At 65.2% G+C, this 20,434-nt stretch carries 14 protein-coding genes; 4 read left to right on the forward strand and 10 right to left on the reverse strand.

What is annotated here, in order from left to right; translation table 11 throughout:
• Positions 1 to 126 precede the first annotated feature (126 nt).
• The 4 genes from ACPJXG_RS04855 (at position 127) to ACPJXG_RS04870 (ending at position 5,219) form a co-directional block, all read left to right on the forward strand.
• Entirely contained in the window at positions 127 to 1,821 is a 1,695-nt protein-coding gene (locus ACPJXG_RS04855; protein WP_219307770.1) for an MFS transporter, read from the forward strand.
• Positions 1,808 to 2,983: an HlyD family secretion protein gene (locus ACPJXG_RS04860; protein ID WP_425253577.1), complete on the forward strand. Its 1,176-nt coding sequence runs from the start codon at positions 1,808 to 1,810 to the stop codon at positions 2,981 to 2,983. Before ACPJXG_RS04855 ends, ACPJXG_RS04860 begins: the two co-directional genes overlap by 14 nt.
• Positions 2,980 to 4,374: an efflux transporter outer membrane subunit gene (locus ACPJXG_RS04865; protein ID WP_425253578.1), complete on the forward strand. Its 1,395-nt coding sequence runs from the start codon at positions 2,980 to 2,982 to the stop codon at positions 4,372 to 4,374. Before ACPJXG_RS04860 ends, ACPJXG_RS04865 begins: the two co-directional genes overlap by 4 nt.
• A gap of 104 nt (positions 4,375 to 4,478) precedes the next feature.
• Positions 4,479 to 5,219: a tetratricopeptide repeat protein gene (locus ACPJXG_RS04870; protein ID WP_425253579.1), complete on the forward strand. Its 741-nt coding sequence runs from the start codon at positions 4,479 to 4,481 to the stop codon at positions 5,217 to 5,219.
• Between the two features lie 28 nt (positions 5,220 to 5,247).
• Here ACPJXG_RS04870 and ACPJXG_RS04875 read toward each other — a convergent pair whose 3' ends face one another.
• The 10 genes from ACPJXG_RS04875 to ACPJXG_RS04920 form a co-directional block, all read right to left on the reverse strand.
• Positions 5,248 to 6,225, reverse strand: coding sequence for a hypothetical protein (locus ACPJXG_RS04875; protein ID WP_425253580.1), 978 nt, complete (start codon positions 6,223 to 6,225; stop codon positions 5,248 to 5,250).
• 131 nt (positions 6,226 to 6,356) lie between these two features.
• A complete protein-coding gene (locus ACPJXG_RS04880; protein WP_425253581.1) occupies positions 6,357 to 9,473 on the reverse strand; it encodes an efflux RND transporter permease subunit in 3,117 nt (1,038 codons plus the stop codon).
• A gap of 9 nt (positions 9,474 to 9,482) precedes the next feature.
• Positions 9,483 to 10,640 carry an efflux RND transporter periplasmic adaptor subunit gene (locus ACPJXG_RS04885; protein WP_425253582.1) on the reverse strand — a complete coding sequence of 386 codons (1,158 nt, stop codon included), beginning with the start codon at positions 10,638 to 10,640 and terminating at the stop codon, positions 9,483 to 9,485.
• A gap of 12 nt (positions 10,641 to 10,652) precedes the next feature.
• Positions 10,653 to 12,065 carry an efflux transporter outer membrane subunit gene (locus ACPJXG_RS04890; protein ID WP_425253583.1) on the reverse strand — a complete coding sequence of 471 codons (1,413 nt, stop codon included), beginning with the start codon at positions 12,063 to 12,065 and terminating at the stop codon, positions 10,653 to 10,655.
• Entirely contained in the window at positions 12,062 to 12,790 is a 729-nt protein-coding gene (locus ACPJXG_RS04895; protein WP_425253584.1) for a CerR family C-terminal domain-containing protein, read from the reverse strand. The genes ACPJXG_RS04890 and ACPJXG_RS04895 overlap by 4 nt, the downstream gene beginning before the upstream one ends.
• Positions 12,791 to 13,055: 265 nt before the next feature.
• Positions 13,056 to 14,417 (reverse strand): hybrid sensor histidine kinase/response regulator, encoded by a 1,362-nt coding sequence (locus ACPJXG_RS04900; RefSeq protein WP_035821709.1) that lies wholly within the window; start codon positions 14,415 to 14,417, stop codon positions 13,056 to 13,058.
• Positions 14,418 to 14,559: 142 nt separating this feature from the next.
• Positions 14,560 to 15,294, reverse strand: a complete 735-nt coding sequence (locus ACPJXG_RS04905) for a 2OG-Fe dioxygenase family protein (protein WP_425253585.1) — start codon at positions 15,292 to 15,294, stop codon at positions 14,560 to 14,562.
• 102 nt (positions 15,295 to 15,396) lie between these two features.
• Positions 15,397 to 17,433 (reverse strand): TonB-dependent receptor, encoded by a 2,037-nt coding sequence (locus ACPJXG_RS04910; RefSeq protein WP_425253586.1) that lies wholly within the window; start codon positions 17,431 to 17,433, stop codon positions 15,397 to 15,399.
• Positions 17,430 to 17,936: a DUF6702 family protein gene (locus ACPJXG_RS04915; RefSeq protein ID WP_099402870.1), complete on the reverse strand. Its 507-nt coding sequence runs from the start codon at positions 17,934 to 17,936 to the stop codon at positions 17,430 to 17,432. The genes ACPJXG_RS04910 and ACPJXG_RS04915 overlap by 4 nt, the downstream gene beginning before the upstream one ends.
• The gene (locus ACPJXG_RS04920) at positions 17,933 to 20,308 is read right to left on the reverse strand and encodes a M1 family metallopeptidase (protein ID WP_425253587.1); all 2,376 of its coding nucleotides are present in this window, start codon (positions 20,306 to 20,308) and stop codon (positions 17,933 to 17,935) included. Before ACPJXG_RS04920 ends, ACPJXG_RS04915 begins: the two co-directional genes overlap by 4 nt.
• Positions 20,309 to 20,434 lie beyond the last annotated feature (126 nt).

A 20,434-nucleotide genomic window follows, 5' to 3' on the forward strand; every position in this document is an offset into this window, starting at 1 on the left:
TGTAAACAATAAAAACGTCCTGCGGTGATATGCTGCTGACTAGAACTGTTCATTTGCAACTATTTGCTTGAAGGAAGCAGAACGGCAGCAAGGAACGGCTTCAGCAAACCGGATCGCGATTACTGCATGGACAAGTACACACCTCGCACCTGGGGACCGGGCGAACGCCCGACCTTGCCCGGGTCGCCATCGATGCCCGAACATTCGACGCCCAAGCGTGTCGCGTATTTCATCGTCGGCCTGATCGTCGCGCTGACGGGGGGACTGGGCAACGGCCTGGTGACGGCCAATTTGCTGAACCTGCAAGGATCGCTGGCCGCCTACGCCTATCAGATGCAGTGGCTGCCGGCCGCCTACGTGATGACCATTGTTTCCATGAATCTGCTGCTGGTGAAGTTCCGCCAGCAGTTCGGCCTGCGCCTGTTTACGGAAGCGTTCCTGGTGCTGTATGCGCTCGTCACCTTCGCCCACTTGTATGCGAATACCTTGCCGTCGGCGATCGCCGTGCGCGCCGCACATGGCATGGTGGGTGGCGCGCTCGGCGTGCTGGGGCTGTACTACACCCTGCAGGCGTTTCCCGCGCGCCACCGCCTGAAAGGCGTGGTGCTGGGCCTGGGTTTTGCCCAGCTGGCCTTGCCGCTGGCGCGCATCTTCACGTCCGAACTGCTGCAGATCGGCGAGTGGCACGGCCTGTACCTGTTCGAACTGGGACTGGCCCTGCTGGCGCTGGGTTGCGTGCTGGCCCTGAAACTGCCGCCCGGTGACCGCGTGCAGACGTTCGAGCCGCTCGATTTCCTCACCTTCATCCTGTTCGCGCCCGGCGTGGCGCTGCTGTGCGCCGTGCTGGCGCAGGGGCGCACGGCGTGGTGGATGGAGTCCGAGTGGGTGGGCGTGTGCCTGGCATGCTCCATCGTGCTGATCGCCGCCTCGCTGGCCATCGAGCATAACCGCGCGCGCCCGCTGCTCAACACGCGCTGGCTCACCACGGGCAAGATCGCCAAACTGTTTTTATCCGTGCTGCTGTTTCGCATCGTGCTGTCCGAATCGACGGGCGCCGTGGGCTTTTTGCAGGCGCTGGGCCTGAACACGGACCAGATGCAGAACCTGTTCATCGTGGTGCTGCTGGGCAGCGTGGCGGGCCTGGTGGTCAGCGCGCTGACGATCAATCCGGCCACCCTGAACCGTTCGCTGATGTTCGCGCTGCTGCTGATCGCCTTTGGTGCCCTGATCGACGCGCACGCCACCAGCCAGACGCGCCCCGTCAACATGTATGTCAGCCAGTTTCTGCTGGCCTTTGGCGGCACGTATTTCCTCGGTCCCACCATGGTGGCCGGCATGGGCGCCGTGATCGCCGAACCGCGCAATCTGGTGAGTTTTTCCGTGATGTTTACCATGACGCAGAACCTGGGCGGCTTGCTCGGTGCGGCCATCGTCGGCACCATCCAGACGGCGCGTGAAAAATACCATTCCAGCTACCTGGTCGAGCATCTCACCATGCTCGATCCGCAGGTGGCCGCGCGCGTGCAGTCGGGCGCCGCAAGCTATGGCGGCGTGCTGACGGATCCCGCCTTGCGCAGCGCCCAGGGCGTGGCGCGCCTGGGCGCCATCGCCACGCGCGAAGCCAACGTGCTGGCCTACAACGACGTTTTTTTGATGATCGCAGGCGTCGCCATCGCCACCCTGATCTGGATGCTGGTCAGCCAGTCCTGGACCCGCATCACCACCGGCGCGCGCCGCCTGGTCGGCCCCGTGCGCGATGCACAGACGGCCATGGCCATCGTCCCCATTACCAATTCGGAACCGAGCAATGACAGAAAATAACACCACGCCGCCAGTACAGCCCACCGCACCCGCACCCGCACCCGCCGCCCCTTCCACGGCGCAGCCGGACCGGCGCCACCAATGGCTGTCCGCGCTGGCCTTTGCCGCCGTGGCCCTGGTGGGCGTGCTGATCGTGCTGTACGCGTGGCGGCTGCCGCCGTTCACCAGTCCCATCGTGACGACGGAAAACGCCACCGTGCGCGGGCAGGTGACCATCATCGGCACGCAGTTGTCCGGTTATGTGGTGGAGGTGACGGTGCAGGATTTCATGGACGTCAAGGAGGGCCAACTGCTGGTGCGCATCGACGACCGCATCTACCAGCAGCGCTACGAGCAGGCGCAGGCCCAGCTGGCCGCGCAGCAGGCGGCGCTGTCGAACTGGGCGCAGCAAAAGGCCAGCGCGCAGGCGGGCATTTCCGTCAGCGAGGCCGTGATGGCCAACGCGGAAGCGCAGGCGCGCAAGGCCAGCGCCGACCTCAATCGGGTGGAGCAGCTGGTGGCCGATGGTTCATTGTCGCAGCGCGAACACGACCAGTCGCGCGCCGCGCAGGCGCAGATGGCGGCGGCGCTGGCGCAGGCGCGCGCCAACCTCGACATCGCCCAGCAAAGCGTGCATAGCGTGGTGGTCAACAAGCAGGCGCTGGAAGCGGCCGTGGCCAACGCGCAGGCGGCCGTCAAGGCAGCGAAGATCGACCTCGATAACACGCGCATCGTGGCGCCGTCCGATGGCCAGCTGGGCCAGGTGACGGTGCGCCAGGGCGCTTACGTGAATTCGGGCGCGCAGCTGATGGCGCTGGTGCCGCGCCAGATGTGGGTGATCGCCAATTTCAAGGAAACGCAAATGAATGGCGTGCAGGAGGGGCAGAGCGCCACCTTCCACGTCGATGCGCTCGACGGCGCCGTGCTGACCGGGCAGGTCGAGCGCATCTCGCCAGCTACGGGTTCCGAATTTTCCGTGCTGCCGGCCGATAACGCGACGGGCAACTACCTCAAAATCGCCCAGCGCATTCCCGTGCGCATCCGCATCGATGCGGGCCAGGCGAATGCGCGCCGCCTCGTGCCGGGCATGTCGGTAGTGGTCAGCGTCGACACGTCCGCCGTGTTGAACGACTCGGCGGAGAATCCCGCGCCGCCACCGCCACCGAAGAAGGCCAAGCCATGAAGCGCCGTTTCCTGCTGATGGCTGGCGCGCTGGCGCTAGCCGGCTGCGCCGCCAACGCGCCGCCGCAGCCCGCATCGGCACTGCAGCTGCCGTCCGGCTGGCGCGCGCAGGCCATCGGTGCACCGGCGGCGACCGAGGCCCATGTCGAGCAGCTGTGGTGGCAGGCTTTTGGCGATCCGGTCTTGAGCGACCTGGTGGGCGAGGCGCTGGCGCGCAATGGCGACTTGCGCGTGGCGCGCGCCCGCGTGCAGGAGTACCGCGCGCGCCTGGCGCAGGCCGACGCGAACCGCGCGCCCAACCTGGCCTTCGACGGCTCGCCCACGCGCACGCGCACCCTGGCGTCCAGCGGCAAGCCGTATGTGACGAATGTCTTCCAGGCGGAACTGCAGGCCAGTTATGAAATCGACGTGTGGGGCCGGCTGGCCAGTCTGAGTGATGCGGCAGGCGAGAGCTACCGCGCCGAGCAGGCCAGCCTCGATGCGGCGGCCCTGTCGATCGCCGCCAGCGTGGCGACGAGTTACCTGAATCTGCGGGGGCTCGACGCGCAGCTGGCGCTGACGCAATCGACCCTGCAGCTGCGGGAACAGTCGCGCGAGCTGGCGCGCAAGCAGTTCGAGGTGGGCTACAGCTCGCGCCTGGAATGGCTGCAGGCGCAATCGGAATACCATGCGGCGGCCGAGCAGGTGCCGCAGTTGCAGCGGCAGATATTCGAACAGGAAAACGCGCTGGCCGTGCTTGTCGGCGGCAATCCCGGCCCCATCGCGCGCGGCTTGCCGCTGGCCGAGCTGGCGGCGCCCGGCGTGCCGGCCGGCCTGCCGTCCGAATTGCTGCGCCGGCGGCCCGACATCGCGCGCGCGGAACACAACCTGGCGGCCGCCAACGCCAGCCTGGCCGCCACGCGCGACCAGCTGCTGCCCTCGTTCAAGCTGACGGCCGTCGGCGGCGGGCAAGCGACGACATTGACCGATTTCCTGCATGCGCCGACGGCCCTGTGGCGCCTGACGGCGCTGGCGGCCGGCCCCCTGTTCGACGGCGGACGGGTGCAGGCGCAGACGGATGCGGCTGGCGCGCAGCGCGACCAGCTCGTGTACGCGTATGAAAACGTGGTGCGCAATGCTTTCGCCGAAACGGAGAACAGCCTGGGCGCCATCTACCGGCTGCGGCAGCAAGCCGTGGAAAACGATGCGCGCCGCGCCACGGCGGCCGATACCCTGCGCATCGCGCACAACCGCTACCGCAATGGCTATGCCTCGTACCTGGAAGAACTCGACGCCCAGCGCACCCTGTACAGCGCCGATGTAGGCCTGCTGCAGCTGAAGACGCGCATTCTCGTCGCTTCCGTCGACCTGTACCGCGCCATGGGCGGCGGCTGGTCCGCCAAGACGCAATAGGCGCGCGTGCACGGCGCGGCCATGTGCCGCGGCCAGTGTAATATTCTGATCAGGGAAAGCGGCGGCATGGTGCCAGCCGCTCCCGTCACGAACGAGGTCGCAGCATGACGATTTTTGGCATAGGCATCCACATCCTGATCGCATTGTTTTTTGCGGTCCATGTGGTGCGCAACGGGCAGCAGCTGTACTGGCTGCTCATTTTATTCATGTTCCCGCTGCTGGGCAGCGTGGTGTATTTCTTCGCCATCTATCTGCCCAATTCGCGCCTGCCGCAAGGCGCGCGCAAGGTCGCGTCGGTCGCCGTGCAGGTGCTCGATCCGAACCGCGAATTGCGCGAGGCAAAAGCGGCCTTCGAGTACACGCCGACGGCGCAAAACCAGATGCGCCTGGCCAGCGCGCTGCTCGAAGCGGGCGACGCGCAGGAGGCGGCATCGACCTACGAAGCCTGCCTGCAAGGAGCGTTTTCATCTGACCTGGAAATTCGCCTGGGCGCGGCGCGTGCCTATCTGGAGTGCGAACGGGGCGCCGAGGCATTGACGCACCTGGAATTCATCCGCCGCACGGATATCCAATTCCGTCCCGAGATGGTGTCCCTGCTGACGGCGCGTGCGCTGGCGCAAAGCGGGCGCCAGGTGGAAGCGAAGGCGGAATTCGACGACGCGCTGACGCGCTACAACAGCTTCGAATGCCGCGCCGAGTGCGCGATATGGGCGCTGCAGCAGGGTGACAAGGTATTGTCGGACCGCCTGCTGCTCGATATCGACAGCGCCATGGACCGCTGGAGCAGCCATACGCGTGCCATGTATGCGCCGCTGCTGGTGCGCCTGGAGGCGGCGCGCAGGTAGCGGCGTGACGGTGCCTGGCGGGTATAAGCTAGACGCCAGGCACCGTGTTCTTCCCTTCAATCAGTTTGTACCCTTTGCCATCGAAGCCATAGCGCGCGTGGCCGTTCAGGGGCGTGGCGATGCGCGGCGGGTCTTCGTCGGGCTTGACCGTGACGCCGGGCTTGATCTTCTCGGAGGCGCCCCTGAAATCGATCAGCAAGTCGTCGTAGGCGCCGCCATTGCGCGCCGGCGCGAAGCGCCATTTACCGTCGACCATCCAGCATTCATCCATGTCCGGCGTGCAGGCGCCCATATTGTCCGAGTACAGGTCCATGCCGCCATCGAGCGCGGTGACCTTGCCGTCGCCGATTTCAAACAGGGCCAGTTGTGTGATGGTGTAGCCCTGGCCCGTATAGCCATGGCGGATCGCCAGTCCCGGCTTGTCCGCGCCCAGCATGACCCAGTGGACTTCGCCGAGCTGCCCTGAAGAACCGAGGGCGGCGATGTTTTCCAGGCGTTTCACGACTTGCCACTGACCGTCTTCCGGCTGGCCCTTGGGCGCCAGGAAAAACACATTCAGCAGCCCTGACGAGGCATGCGCCGATTCGGCCGTGCCTTCCGTGTTGGCCGTTTCCGCATTCGCCACCAGGATGGCGCGGCCATCGGGCAGCAGCTTGTGGCTGACGGCACTGACCACGTAACTGAGTTTGTCGACGTGGTTATCGGGATCGGACAGGTCGGCCAGCGCATCTTCGCTGTCGCTGCGATAGTCCTTGCCGAAGATGGCGCGCATCATGCCCACTTCGCGCTCGCGCGCCTGCGGTGTGTTCATCGCTTCCGTCCTGGGGGCGGTGGCGGCCGGTGGCGGCACGTGTTCGGCCGATGCGGCATCGTCAGCGGCGGCGGCTGCGCGGACATCGGTGACCACGTCAGCTGCCAGGTCGGCGCTGGCGGGGGTGGTCTTGTCCGAGCAGGCGCCGAGCAGTGCGGATACCAGTAGCAGGACGAGCGGGGTACGGTAATTCATAGGCAGGGCAGATTGCGTTCATGGAGAATGGGCGCAGTATGCCAGATAGATGGAAGCGAGGGAGCGCGGCCTGGCGGCCGGTCCTTCGCTTCCTTGCCCGCGGGGGGCGATTTTGCAATTAGACGTAGCGCTTATTTTTCCAGCGCCACCTTGTCATCGCGCCGCAGCGGCGCCTTCTGGCGGCGCAGTCTGGCCATGCCGCGCTTGAGCAGGTGCTCGAGGTCGTCGATGTAGGTGAACACGGCCGGCACCACCAGCAGGCTCAATAGGGTCGAGGTGATCAGGCCGCCGATGACGGTGATGGCCATCGGCGAACGGAAGCTGGGGTCGGCGCCCCAGCCCAGTGCCAGCGGCATCATGCCGGCGCCCATGGCGATCGTCGTCATCAGGATGGGACGGCTGCGCTTGTGGCAGGCGTCGACCAGCGCGTCGAAGCGGTTCATGCCGGCCTGGCGCGCCAGGATCGCATAGTCGACCAGCAGGATCGAGTTCTTGGTGACGATCCCCATCAGCATGATCAGGCCGATCATCGACGGCATCGACAGGGCGCTGCCCGTGATCAGCAGCGCCACGAAGGCGCCGCCGATCGACAGCGGCAGCGCCGCCAGGATGGTCACCGGCTGCATGAAGTCCTTGAACAGCAGCACCAGCACGCAGTAGATGCACAGCACGCCGATCAGCATGGCCAGGCCGAAGCTGGCGAACAGCGAGGCCATCTCCTGCGCGTCGCCCAGTTCTGCGATCTTCACGGACGGCGGCAAATTCTTCATCGACGGCAGCGCGCGCGCTTCCACGTTCAATTCACCGAGGGTGCGCGAACCGAGTTCCACGTCGAGGGTCACGTTGCGGCTGCGGTTCAAGCGGTCGATCTGCGCCGGGCCGCTTTCCATCGTCACCGTGGCCACGTTCGCCAGGCGCACCGGGCCATTCTTGCCGGGCACGGTCAGGCGCTCGATGGCGGCCAGGTCGGCGCGCACGCTGTTGGGCAGTTTGACGCGGATCGGCACTTGCCGCTCGGGCAGGTTCATTTTCGTCAGGTCCGTGTCGTAGTCGCCGGCCGTGGCCACGCGCACGGTTTCGCCGATGGCTGCCGCCGTCACGCCCAGGTCGGCCGCCTTGGCGAAATCAGGACGCACGATGATTTCCGGGCGCACCAGCGAGGCGCTGGAATTGACGTTGCCGATGCCTTTCAGGCCGCGCAGCTCGCGCTCGACCTTTTGCGCCGCCGCCATCAAAGCCACCGGGTCTTCCGAACGCAGCACCAGCTGCATCTTGACCCCCGTGTCGGGCGGGCCCACCGTGAAGCGGGCGCCGGGGATGGTATCGAGCTTGTTGCGCAGCTGGGTTTCCAGGTCCGCCATCGATTCCTTGCGCTCCGTGCGGTGCACGGTGGTCAGGGTCAGCACGGCGCGGCGCGCCTCGGCCGCCGCGCCGGGGGCGAAGGCGTCGCCGCTGGAGCCGCCGCCAATTGAACTGAAGACGCCCTGGACACCCGGCGTACGCATGGCCGCATCGCGCGCCAGGGCCGCCACGGCCTGCGTTTCGCCCAGGGTGGAGCCGGGCGGCAGTTCCAGGTTGATCTGTGTCTGCGCGCGGTCGGCGGCCGGCACGAAGCCGGTCGGCAGCAGCGGCACGAGCGCGATGGCGCCGACAAAGAACAGGGCAGCGGCGATGGCCGTGATGCCGCGGTGGTTCAGGCACCAGCGCATGACCGTCAGGTAGCGCGTCATCAGCCAGCCATCCTGCTCTTCCTTGTGCGGCAGCGGTTTCAAGATGTAGGCCGCCATCATCGGTGTCAGCAGGCGCGCCACCACCAGGGACGCCAGCACGGCCAGCACGGCCGTCCAGCCGAACTGCTTGAAGAACAGGCCGGGAATGCCGCTCATGAAGGCCGTCGGCAAGAACACGGCCACCAGCGCGAACGTGGTGGCGATGACCGCCATGCCGATTTCGTCGGCCGCTTCCATGGCCGCTTCCATCGGTGACTTGCCCATGCGCAGATGGCGCTCGATGTTTTCGATTTCCACGATGGCGTCGTCGACCAGCACGCCGACGACCAGCGCCAGCGACAGCAGGGTGACGGTATTGAGCGTGTAGCCGAACCAGTAGATGCCGAGGAAAGCGGGCATCACGGACAGGGGCAGAGCGGCGGCGGCCACCAAAGTGGCGCGCCAGTCGCGCAGGAACCACCACACCACCAGCACGGCCAGCAGCGCGCCTTCGTACAGCAGCTCCATCGAGCCGTCGAAGTTTTCCTCGACGGGGAAGGCATTGTCGATCGACTGCTGCAGCACCACGTTCGGGTTTTCTTTCTGCAGGTCGGCGATGGCGTCGCGCGCGCCCTTGGCGACGGCCACTTCGCTGGCGCCCTTGGTGCGGAACACTTCAAAGGCGACGACGGTTTTACCGTCCTGCTCGGCCAGCGCGCGCGGTTCAGCGATGGTGTCGCGCACGGTGGCGACCTGGTCCAGGCGCACATGGCGCCCGTCCGGCAGCGGCACTTCGACGCGCGACAGTTCATCGGCCGTTTTCACGGTGGCGATGGTGCGCACGGACTGCTCGGCGCCGCTGATGTCGCCCCTGCCGCCAGGCGCTTCACGCTGCACCAGGCGCAGTTGGCGCGACACGTCGAGGGCCGACACTTTCAATGCGGCCATGCGCGCCTCGTCGAGTTCCACCTGGATCTCGCGGTACACGCCGCCGACACGGGTGACGGCGCCCACGCCGGGCACGGTCAGGAGGCGCTTGGCCACCGTGTTGTCGACGAACCAGGACAGGTCGGGCGCATCGAGCGGATTATCGACACCGGACTTCGCCGTGGCGATGAAAGTCAGCACGACCCGTCCGGCCGTGGAAGCCTTGGTGACGGTGGGGTCGCGCAGCTCGGCCGGCATGTCCGCTTTCACGCGGGCGACGGCGTCGCGCACATCGTTGACGGCTTCGGCGATCTGCTTTTCCAGGATGAATTCCACGGTCACCGTGACGACGCCATCGAGCACCTTGGTGTAGATGTTTTTCACGCCTTGCAGGGTGGCGACGGAGTCTTCGATCTTGCGCGCCACTTCCGTTTCCAGCTGGGCCGGCGCGGCGCCGGGCAGCACCGCGCTGACGGTGACGATGGGCAGTTCGATGTCGGGGAAATCCTGCACCGGATTGGCCTTGTAGGCCAGCAGACCGGCCAGGGTCAGCAGCACGAACAGCATGATGGCCGGGATCGGATTCTTGATCGAGAGGGAGGAAAAATTCATGGCCTCTCCTTATTTTTTCGCTGCGGCCGGCTTGGCTGCTGCCGGTGCCTGTACATTCCGTACCAGATCGCCGTCATTGAGGAAGCCGGCGCCGCTGACGACAATCGTCGTGTCGGCCGTGATGCCGCCCAGGATTTCGATGCGGTCGCTCAGGCGCCGTCCGGCCTGCACCTTGATCTGGCTGACCCGCTGGTCGGCATTCAGGCGGAAGACATAACTGAAGCCGTCGCGCACGGCAATCGCCTGCTGCGGCACCGTCAGCGCGCCCGAGGTACCGAGTTCAAACTCGCCGCTGGCGTACATGCCGGCCTTGAACGGCGCATTCGTGCCCGTGCTGGCCGGCAGGTCGACATACACGAGGGCGGAGCGCGTCTGTGGATCGACGGTGGGGGCGATCATGCGCACCTTGCCTGTCAAGACGCTGCCATTGGCCGCCTTCACTTGCGCCAGGGTGCCCGGTTTCAGATTCAGCAGCTCGGTGGCCGTCACTTCGGCGCGCCATTCGAGGCGGCCCTGGCGGATCATGCGGAACAGCTCCGTGCCGGCGCCCACCACCGAACCGACCGTGGCCGAGCGCGAAGAGATGATGCCGCTGTCTGGCGCCACCACCTGCGTGTATTTCAGGCGCAGCTGCTGCGACGCCAGCTGCGCCTTGGCCGACGCGATGCGTGCATTGGCCGTCTGTTCGGCCGTCAGGTACTGGCTGATCTGCTGCGCGCTGATGGCGCCCGTGCTTTGCAGCGAGCGGGCGCGCTGCGCGTTGGCGGCGGCCTCAAGCGCATTCGCTTCCGCTTCCAGCACGGCGGCTTTTGCCTGCGCCACATCGGCGTTCACCGTGTCGTTCGAGAACACGGCCAGCACCTGGCCGGCGCGCACGACGTCGCCCACGTTCACGCGCACGTCGGTCATGCGCAAACCGTTCGATTCGCTGCCGATGACGGCTTCCTGCCAGGCAGCCACGTTGCCGTTGGCCTGCAGCTTGATGGGCAGGCTGGCTGTTTGCGGCTTGGCCGTGGTGACGGTGAGGGCCGGTTTTTGCGCTGCGTTTTTATCCTTGGCGTCGTCCGCCGCGGTGGAGGAAGGGGAGTACAGGGCCACGCCGGCGCCCAGCATCACGCAAAGGGCGGCAAGGGCGAGCGCCATCGGTTTCAAGGTCAGTTTTTTCATGTTGTGTATCCGTCAGGGGGCGTTGTTGGCGATGGCGCTGCTGCTCCAGCCGCCGCCGGCGGCGCGGTACAGCGCCACCCAGGCGGCGCTGCGTTCGCGCTCGAGATTGACCACCGTGTTTTCGGCGGCCAGGCGCGTGCGGCGCGCGTCTTCCAGTTCGATCAGGCTGGCCAGGCCATTCTTGTAGCGGTCCTCGGTGGCGACAAACGACACGCGGTAGCCTTCCAGCGCTGTTTTCGCATGGCCGCTGCGCTCGTCCGTGCTGGCCAGGTTGACCAGCGCCTCTTCCACTTCGCGCACGGCCTGGCGCACGCCGGCGCGGTATTTCACCACGGCTTCGTCGTAGCGCGCCGTGGCCGCGTCGATCTGCGCGCGGCGGGTGCCGCCGTCGAAGATGGGCAGGCTGACGGCCAGCGGGCCGATGCTCCAGGTGCTGGCCGTGATGCTGGTGCCGCCGGCGCGGATATTGCCCTTGCCGATGGAACCGGCCAGGCTCAGGCGCGGGTAGCGCTGCGCCTGCGCGCCGCGCACTTCGAAGCTGGCGGCCGCCACTTCGCGTTCGGCGCTGTAGATGTCGGGCCGCTGGCCTAGGGTTTGCGCCGGCAGTTCCGCAATCGCCACGGGCGAAGGCAGGATGGCGGGGCTGGCCGCCAGCTTCTGGCGCAGCGACGCTTCCGGCATGGCCGACAGGGCCACCAGCGCCTTGATATTCACGTCGCAGGCTGCCCGTTGTTCGATGGCGCGGCTGGCGCCTTCGGCGGCGCTGGCGCGGGCCAAGGCGGCGTTGGCGGGCGGCTGGAAGCCGGCGCCGGCGCTCAGCTCCGTCAGGCGCGCCGAGTCGCGGCGCGAGACGGCGTCCTGTTCGGACACGGCCTGCAATTGCTGGCAGGTGCGCAAGGCGTAGTACTGGTTCGCCACTTCGGCGGCCACCGAGACGCGCGCTTCATGCCAGAGCGCGCGGGCGCTGTCGTAGCGCTCCTGCGCCGCATCGCGCGTGGCACGGTTGGCGCCGAAGACGTCGATTTCCCACGATGCCTGCAAGGCTGCCTGCGAGGTGGTGCCGCCCGGTTGCGCCGATTGCTGGCTGGTGCGCACCACGCTGCCCGTCGCATCGAGCTTGGGCGCCAGCGCGGCGCCGCTGGCGATGCGGTCCGCGCGCGCCTGCGCGATGCGCGTGCCGGCGGCGGCGATGGTCGGGCTGACCTGTTGCGCGTCGGTGATCAGTTCCACCAGCAGGCTGTCGCCCTGGCCCTGCCACCAACTGGCCAGGTCCGTCAGTTTGCCGTTGTGCGGCAGCGGCGCCTGCCACTGCGCGGGCGCGCTGGCGGCCACCGCTGCGGGCGGCCCCTGCAGGGCGCAGCCGCCCAGCGCCAGCACGACGCTGGCGGCGAGGACGCGTTGAACGGTGCATCGAATAGTCGTCATGCTGGTCCTTCTGCTTGTCGTTGAGGTGTAGAGAGTGAGGGAGGCATGGCCAGGTGCAGGCGCTCCACGTCGGCCATGGCCAGCGCGTAGTCGGTCAGGCGCGCCAGCCAGGTGTCGATGGCCTGCGGCGATTCCAGCAATTGCGGGCGCAAGGTTTGCAGCACCTCGGCGCCGACCATGTGCTGCAGGGCCAGCGAGGCGATGGAAAACGCCAGCCGGTGCATGTCGTCGCTGTTGTCGGGCGCACCCAGGTGGCGCGCCAGCACGCGCGTGAGCGCCTCGTGCTCGGGGCGGATGTTCTGGTCGATCTCGCGCGCCCACAGGCCGGTCGGTTCGAGCATTTCGCGGCACCACAGGCGCATGCAGTCACGCGCGATGTCGCCCTGCTGCATGGGAGCGAGCAGTTGCGCATAGAAGCCTTCCAGGCTTTGGCGCAGGGTGAAATGGGGCTGGTCGAACAGGGCGATATTGTCTTGCGGGTCGGCTGACTGCTGCGCAAAGGCGGCGCGGTACAGGCCCGCCTTGTCGCCAAAATAATAGCTGATGGCCGCTGCGTTGGTGCCGGCCGCCTGCGCCAGCTCGCGCGTGGAGGTCTTGGCGTAGCCCTGTTCGGCGAACAGGCGGATGGCGCTATGCAGCAGCCGCTCGCGCGACTGTTCGCCGTCGGAACGGGGCTTGCGCCCATCGTCGGCGTGGGAAGTGGGGATGGCGGTTTTTTCAATCATGCCGGAGATTTAATCATATATCTCAAACGATTGATATAACTAAGCCGCTTGATTTAGTTAAGAAAGGATGAAGATAATGAAAAATGCAGGCAAAAAAAAAGCCCGCGGTTGTATTCGCGGGCTGAATCCAATGTTCGGAGAACGAATTGGAGGAGACAGTTCTACTATAGCGCTGAAAATGGTGCAGTGCAATACCGTAGAACTACTGTATCGATCTCTTTTCGATGGCAAAAAGCCGGTATTCCATGTTGCGGCGCACAGAAGCTCAGGCCTTGCTGCGCAGGGCCAGTGTAAACGTGCTGCCGGAGCCGTAGTCGCTGTTGAAGAACAGGGCGCCGCCGATGGCGTTGGCCAGGTTCTGGCACAGGTACAGGCCCAGTCCCGCGCCTTCCACGTGGCGCGTGGAGGTGGAATCGAGCTGCGAGAAGGCCTGGAACAGCTTGGCCTGGTCTTCTTCCTTGATGCCGGCGCCGCTGTCGGCGATGCTCATTTCCGTCACCTGCACGCCGTCCTCGTCGCGCTGGGACAGGCTGATGCGCACCGTGCCCTGTTCCGTGAACTTGATGGCGTTGTTGAGCAGGTTGATGAGGATTTGCGTCAGCGCGCGGCGGTCCGTGTCGATGATGGCGGGAGATTGGCCCGGCTCGCCCAGTTCGAGTTCCAGCGCCAGGCCCTTTTGCTGGGCCAGAGGGCGCAGGGTGTCGGCCACGTCGGCCATCAGCTCCTGGCAGTGCACGGGTTCGATCGACAGGGTCAGCTTGCCCGCTTCGATCTTGGCCACGTCGAGGATGTCGTTGATCAGCGAGAGCAGATGGCGCGCGCTGGCGCGGATGGTATTGAGCTGCTTGTCCTGGTCGGACGTCAGGGGGCCGGGCAGTTTCATCAGCAGCGCGCCCGTAAACCCGATGATGGCGTTGAGCGGCGTGCGCAGTTCATGCGACATGTTGGCGATGAAGGCCGACTTCATGCGGCTCGCCTCGGCCAGTTCCAGGTTTTTCAGGGCGATTTCGCGGTTGATGGTTTCCAGTTCGGCCGCATGGTGCGCCAGGCGCATGTTCAGCTCGATCACCTGGCGTTCGCGCGCCTGCAGTTCGCCGTTGACCTGCACCGCCTGTTCATAGGTCGAGATCAGCAGGTCGAGGATTTGCTGGCGTTCCGCATTGATGAAATGCTTCTGGTCGCCCAGGTACAGGGCGATGCCGATTTCCACATTCTGGTTCTTGCGCAGCTTCTGATTCATCAGCATGTGGCTGATGCGGTTGAGCAGGTAGTCTTCCGCATAGGGCTTGCGGATGAAATTGTCGGCGCCGCACTCGATGCCGCGGATGATGTCCTTCGGATCGTTGAGCGAGGTGACGAGGATCACGGGAATGTCGCGCAGGGTCGGATCGGACTTGATGGCGCGGCACAGGTCGTAGCCATTCATTTCAGGCATGACGATATCGGACAGCACCAGGTGCGGCTTGCGCTCGCGGATGGCGGCCAGGGCCAACTGGCCGTTCGCCGCCACGCGCGCGTTATAGTGCAGTGACTGGATCAGGCGGCGCAAGCGCTCCGCCTGGGTCGGGCTATCCTCGACGATCAGGATCTCGATTTCGTCAGGCTTGATTTGGTTGTTGGAGTCCACAGACCTCTCCTAGGATTTCAGTGTGGTGATGCTGGGCGCCGTGAGCGCGCAATATCGACATCGTATGACTATATCGGATTTAGGTCTGCAAAAGTAACTTCCAAGTAACTATTTTGGCCACAGGGAATGCTGTGGCCGCTTGTCAGTTTTCGCCCTGGAACTGGCCTGCGCGATAGGTCAGCACGAGCGTATCGCGGTGTCCGTGGTCGCCGACGGGCTGGATCGGCGTCGATTCATGGATCACGGCAGCGTCATCGAGCAGCAGCAGCGACCACGGTTCGGTCAGGGTAAAGCGCTTGCCGTTGGGGCCGTCCGCTTCGAAGATGCGCGTCTCGCCACCCTTGACCTGTTCGCGCCCGATCAGCAGCACGGCGACGAAATCGACGCCGTCGCGGTGCGCGCCTTCCGGCGTGGGCCGGCCGATGCCATCGGTCGTATCGATGCGGAACTGGTGCGCCTCGATGAACCAGGGCTGGCTGCCCTTCACTTGCGAGCAGGCGGCGCCCAGCGCGCGGATCAGCTGCTGCCAGGCCGCTTGCGCGACGATAGCCGCTTCGACGGGTTCGAACAGGCGGTGCATGCCGCCGTGCAGGGCGTTGTATTCCACCGGTTGCCAGTGCGGACGGTGCGCCGTCTGCGTCAGACGCTCGCCGTCCTGCACGAAGCACGAGTGGCGCCGGCGGCGATAGCGGCCGCCATCCTTCAGGTAATTGTCCAGCGCCAGGGTATCCCAGCTTGGTTCCAGCGCGCGCAGCGCGGCCAGCGGACAGCCTGCCAGCGCGGCCACGTCCTGCGGGCGCAGGACGGCATAGCCGTCATCGCGCAAGGCTTCCTTGACGTGGGACGGGTCGGTAAAGATCGGTGCGGAAGTGCTCATGGCGGTGCGGCCGCAACGCGGCCTGTCTCAGTTTATCCAGCCTGGCATTCTACGACTTCGCGGCGTTTCCTGTGCAGTGCGACAGGAATTATTCTTGTTGAGTTAAAAATTCTTTACCAGGGTCAGGCGCAGCGAGCGCGATTCCACCGGATGGAAGTGGATATCGTCGACGGGCTGCGCCTCGCCGGGCAGGCGCGAGGCATAGTAATAGTCGATGGCCGAGTCGCGCCGGTTGGCCAGGTTGTAGCCTTCCAGTTCCACGCGCAAGGTCTTGTCGATCCGGTAGGCGATGCGCCCGTTCAAGCCCACGCTGGCCGACGAGCGCACGCTGTTGTCCTCCACCAGCGGGCGCGGGCCGAAGTAGCGCAGGCGCAAGGAACCCGACCACGGCCCCGATGGCGTCACCGTCATGGCCAGCTGGGCCACGCCTTCGATGGCGCCGGGGATGAAGTCGCCCGCCGGATCGCTGCCGCGCGAACGCGCGCGCGCATACGCGAGGTCCAGGTCCAGCGACAGCCAGTTGGCCGCCTTGTAATAGCTGGAAAACTCGATGCCGTAGCGGCGGCTGGGGCGGCCCGCTTCGGTGGCGCCCGCGTCGCCGATGAACAGCAGTTCGGAATCGAAGTCCAGACGGTACAGCGACAGCGACGTTTGCAGGCCGGCGATGGCGGCGCTGCGCAAGCCCATTTCCAGTCCGCGCGAGCGCGCCAGGGGCGTGACCTTGGCGGCCGCTTCGCCCGATTTCGGATCGACCGTGATCGTCGTGCCGCGCGCGTCGTTGCTGTGAAAGCCATTGCCGATGTTGAAATACGCTTCCGTATCGCGCCACGGTCCGGCGATCACGCTCAGGCTGGGGCTGAACAAATGGTCGCTGGCCGTGCCCGAATTGGCGGCGCGGTCGCTGCGTACATCGAAGCGGTAGGCGTCCGCGCGCAGGCCGGCCACGGTGCGCAGCCAGCGCGACCAGCGCGTGCTGTTTTCGCCATACACGCCGAGGCTCGATTCGACGATATGGTCTTGCCGCGTGGTCGACAGGATCTGCCGCTGCCGCGTGTTGTACAGGCCATTGTGGATATTGTCGTTCTGTAGCTGCAGGCCGATGGTGGTGTCGCTGCTGCCCCTGTCCGTGTGGCGGTGCCAGGTGTGGCTGGCGTTGACGCCGGACGTCACGCGCCGGTCGGGCTGGGCGAACTGGTCGCCGTTATCGGGGTCGTCCATCGCATACGTAAAATTCGAGAACAGGGCCAGGCGGTTGGCGATCACATACGCGCTGACCCTGGACGACATGTCGTCCGTTGTCTGGCGCCAGGCGCCCGACAGGCTGTAGCGCTGCGCCTTGCCGCCATCGCTGGCATCGATGGCGTCGAAGCGGCCCAGGGTGCCGTCCTGCACGGCGCGCAGCGCAATCTGGTCAGTCGCATTCCAGCTGGCGTCATACGCCATGGCCGTGACATTGAAGCCGTTGTTGGCATAGCCTTCGCTGTAGCGCAGCACGCCATTGAGCTTGCGGTAGCGGTCCGGCTGCGTGAACGGGCCATCGTTATGCTGCGCTTCGAGCGCGTACAGCAGGCTGCCGTCGCCCGCATCGAGTGAGTCGGCCAGCAGGGCGCGGCGAAAGCCGTTTTGCCCGATGCCCGCGCTGGCGACGCCCTGCGTCAGGCGGTTCGCATAGACGACGGACGCCGCGCCCGCCGAGGAAAAATCGCCTTGCGCCGCCGAATACGGCCCCTTCCTGTAATCGAGGCGCATGGCCAGTTCGGGGATCAAAAAGTTCAGGTCCGTCCAGCCCTGTCCGTGGCCATGGCTGCGCTGGTTGACGGGCATCTCGTCGACGGAGGTGCGCAAGTCCGTGCCGTGATCGAGGTTGAAGCCGCGCAGGTAGAACTGGTTGGCCTTGCCCTCGCCGCTATGCTGGCTGGCGATCAGCCCCGGCACGGCTTCGAGCAATTCGCCAGGCCGGTAGCTGGTGCGCGCGTCGAGCTGCTGTTGCGTGACGCTGCCCGCGTTGGCCGAATCGGCCACGCCCAGCTGGTTCAGGCGCGAACCGTCGACCAGCACGCGCTGAAAGATGTCGTCGGCATGGGCGGCGGTGGCGGAAAACAGGGCGGCGAGGAGGAGGGAAAGAGTGCGTGGCGTCATGGGTGTAGTGGGACTTGGCGGATCGGCAGTTCCGTGTTCTGGCGGTCGAAAATCAGCGTCTGGATCGTGCCGCTGTCCTGCACGTTGAGGGTATTGCGCTGGCTGGGCAGGAAGTCGATTAGCAACTGATTGTGGATGCGCGTGGCGGGGGCCAGGCGCGTGCGTTCGATCTCCTGGAAGATCACCACATTGTCGGCATTGACCTTCATGCCGACCCAGTTCAGGCGCAATCGCTTGCCATCCGGTCCCACCAGGTAAAACTGTTTTTCGACATAGCGGCGCAGGGCCGCTTCGCTGTCTTCCTGGCCCAGGTCGAACTGGCGCTGGTACAGGTTCGTCAGCAGCGCCTCGACGTCGTGGCCCGTGTAGGTGTGCACCACTTCCGTGCTGCCGCTGGCCGCGTTATAACTGATGTCGGCGATGCCCATGTGGAAATTGTGGGCGCCGGCCGCCATGCTGGCGCAGGCCAGCGTGGCGCAAGCCAGCGCGCGCCAGCGCTTCATGCCTCGTCGCCCTTGGCCGAGCCGCCGTTCTGGCCTTTCAGCGGCGTATTAAAATCGCGCATCAGATTATCCTTGGGCGACTTCTCGCTCTTGAACAGCTCCAGGCGCGATGGCGTGATCTTGCGCGGCCAGCTGTTGTTGCTCGTGTCGATGTCGGCCGTTTCCCAGTACGGGTCCTGCACCAGCCCCACCATCGGCTCATCCGTGATGACGACCTTGGTGATTTTCTTCGGCGAGTAGCGCCACACTTCGGCCGGCACGTGCTCGACGTACTTCTTGCCGCTTTTCAGTTCGATCTCGAGGATCAAGGGCATGACCATGCCGCCCACATTCGACAGGTCGACCAGGTACAAATGCTTGCCCTGTTTCAGCAAGTCCTTTTCCCACGGCTCCAGGTTGGCCAGCGCTTCGGCATAGGCGTTGCGGTCCTTGTTGGTCACCGTGAAATCGTCGTGCTGGTTGTAGAAATCCTTCAGTTCCGGATGCGCATCGACCCGGCGCGGCATGCCCTTGTTGGCGCGGCTCGTGACGGATTCCGGCTGGGTCTCCTTCTGCGCTTTTTTCCAGGCCTTTTCCGTTTCGGGATTCTTCGAACTCACGCCGTACTCGCTGATGCCGTCGATGCTGATGTCGACCGGGTCGGTCGTATAAAACCAGCCGCGCCAGAACCAGTCGAGGTCCGTTCCGGAAGCGTCTTCCATGGTGCGGAAAAAGTCGGCGGGCGTGGGGCGCTTGAACTTCCAGCGCTGCGCATATTCCTTGAAGGCGTAGTCGAACAGTTCGCGCCCGAGGATGGTCTCGCGCAGGATGTTCAGTCCCGCCGCCGGCTTGGCGTAGGCGTTGTTACCGAACTGCAGCAGGGACTCCGAATTGGTCATGATCGGCACCTGGTCGCGGCTACGCATGTAGTCGACGATCTCGCGTGGCTCGCCGCGCGAGGCCGGGTAGTTTTCTTCCCACGCCTGCTGCGCCAGGTATTGCACGAAGGTGTTGAGGCCTTCGTCCATCCACGTCCACTGGCGCTCGTCCGAGTTGATGATCATCGGGTAGTAGTTATGGCCCACTTCGTGGATGATCACGCCGATCAGGCCATATTTGGTGCGTTTCGAGTAGGTCAGCTCGCCCGTCTTCTTGTCTTTCACGGGACGGGGGCCGTTGAACGAGATCATCGGATACTCCATGCCGCCCACGGGGCCGTTGACGGAAATGGCCGTCGGATACGGGTAGGCTATGCTGTACTTGTTGTACTGTTCAATCGTGTGCACGATGGCTTGCGTGCTGTATTTTTCCCACAGCGGATTGCCTTCTTTCGGATAGTAGGACATGGCCATCACGTCGCTGCCGCCCTGCTTGTAGCCCTGCGCATCCCAGATGAACTTGCGGCTCGAGGCCCAGGCGAAGTCGCGCACGTTGGCTGCCTTGAAGTGCCACGTCTTTTGCGCGCGGCTCACTGTCTTCTCGGCCGCTTCCGCTTCCTTTTGCGTGACGATGACGACCGGCTTGTCGCTGCTGCGCGCTTTTTCCAGGCGCTCGCGCTGTGCGGACGACAGCACGTCCTGCGGGTTTTGCAGCTGGCCCGTGGAGGCGACGATATGGTCGGCGGGCACCGTCAGCTGCACGTCGTAGTCGCCGAACTCCAGGGTGAATTCGCCCGAGCCGAGGAACTGCTTGTGCTGCCAGCCGGCCGCGTCGTAATAGGCTGCCATGCGCGGGAACCACTGCGCCACTTCGAACAGGGCGTTCTTGTCGTCGAAGACTTCATAGCCGGCGCGCCCGCCCAGCACCTTCTGTTCGTTGATGCGGTAATCCCAGTCGATCTGGAAAACGAAATCCTGGCCCGGTTTCAAGGGCTGCGGCAAGTCGATGCGCATCATGGTGCGGTTCACAACATATTTCAATGGCTGGCCATCGGCGCCTTTCAAGGCGCGGATATTGAAGCCGCCCTGGAAGTCGCCGCGCGCCAGGATGCCGCGCAAGCCTTCGAATTTCATGGTGTCTTCGCCCGCCGTCCTGGCCCAGGCCTGGCGCGACGGTGCCGTGGCCATGCGGCGCGCGTCGGAATCGGGCTTGTAGATATTCTGGTCCAGCTGCACCCACAGGTAGCCGAGGGTGTCGGGCGACTGGTTATGGTAGGTGATGGTGCCGCTGCCGGCGATTTCGCGCTTGGCTTCATCGAGGGTGGCGCGGATCGTGTAGTCGGCGCGCTGCTGCCAGTAGGCGTGGCCAGGCGCGCCGGAGGCGGTGCGGTAGGTATTCGGGGTGGGCAACACCTCTTCGAGCTGGCGGAACTTGTCGTCGAATGGCTCGGCAGCAAAGGCCGACACGGTAAAGCAGAGAGCCAGCGAGGCTACGGAGCCGAAAGGTATGCGCATATTCACCCTGATGTTGTTGTAAGGAAATAGTGGCAACTATTCTATACGCAGGGTGGGGCCATCCATGTATCGATTTGTAATAAAGAAAGGCGGATTTCGCGCCAGCTTTTGCCTGGCGCCGTCGAG

Origin of the sequence: Janthinobacterium sp. NFX145 (assembly GCF_049810325.1) — a bacterium.
Classification (GTDB): domain Bacteria; phylum Pseudomonadota; class Gammaproteobacteria; order Burkholderiales; family Burkholderiaceae_D; genus Janthinobacterium; species Janthinobacterium rivuli.

Excerpts from the sequence above, each read along its gene's own strand:
- ACPJXG_RS04855 (WP_219307770.1), top strand. The coding sequence starts at position 127 with ATGGACAAGTACACACCTCGCACCTGGGGACCGGGCGAACGCCCGACC.
- ACPJXG_RS04860 (WP_425253577.1), top strand. The coding sequence starts at position 1,808 with ATGACAGAAAATAACACCACGCCGCCAGTACAGCCCACCGCACCCGCA.
- ACPJXG_RS04865 (WP_425253578.1), top strand. The coding sequence starts at position 2,980 with ATGAAGCGCCGTTTCCTGCTGATGGCTGGCGCGCTGGCGCTAGCCGGC.
- ACPJXG_RS04870 (WP_425253579.1), top strand. The coding sequence starts at position 4,479 with ATGACGATTTTTGGCATAGGCATCCACATCCTGATCGCATTGTTTTTT.
- ACPJXG_RS04875 (WP_425253580.1), bottom strand. The coding sequence starts at position 6,225 with ATGAATTACCGTACCCCGCTCGTCCTGCTACTGGTATCCGCACTGCTC.
- ACPJXG_RS04880 (WP_425253581.1), bottom strand. The coding sequence starts at position 9,473 with ATGAATTTTTCCTCCCTCTCGATCAAGAATCCGATCCCGGCCATCATG.
- ACPJXG_RS04885 (WP_425253582.1), bottom strand. The coding sequence starts at position 10,640 with ATGAAAAAACTGACCTTGAAACCGATGGCGCTCGCCCTTGCCGCCCTT.
- ACPJXG_RS04890 (WP_425253583.1), bottom strand. The coding sequence starts at position 12,065 with ATGACGACTATTCGATGCACCGTTCAACGCGTCCTCGCCGCCAGCGTC.
- ACPJXG_RS04895 (WP_425253584.1), bottom strand. The coding sequence starts at position 12,790 with ATGATTGAAAAAACCGCCATCCCCACTTCCCACGCCGACGATGGGCGC.
- ACPJXG_RS04905 (WP_425253585.1), bottom strand. The coding sequence starts at position 15,294 with ATGAGCACTTCCGCACCGATCTTTACCGACCCGTCCCACGTCAAGGAA.
- ACPJXG_RS04910 (WP_425253586.1), bottom strand. The coding sequence starts at position 17,433 with ATGACGCCACGCACTCTTTCCCTCCTCCTCGCCGCCCTGTTTTCCGCC.
- ACPJXG_RS04915 (WP_099402870.1), bottom strand. The coding sequence starts at position 17,936 with ATGAAGCGCTGGCGCGCGCTGGCTTGCGCCACGCTGGCCTGCGCCAGC.
- ACPJXG_RS04920 (WP_425253587.1), bottom strand. The coding sequence starts at position 20,308 with ATGCGCATACCTTTCGGCTCCGTAGCCTCGCTGGCTCTCTGCTTTACC.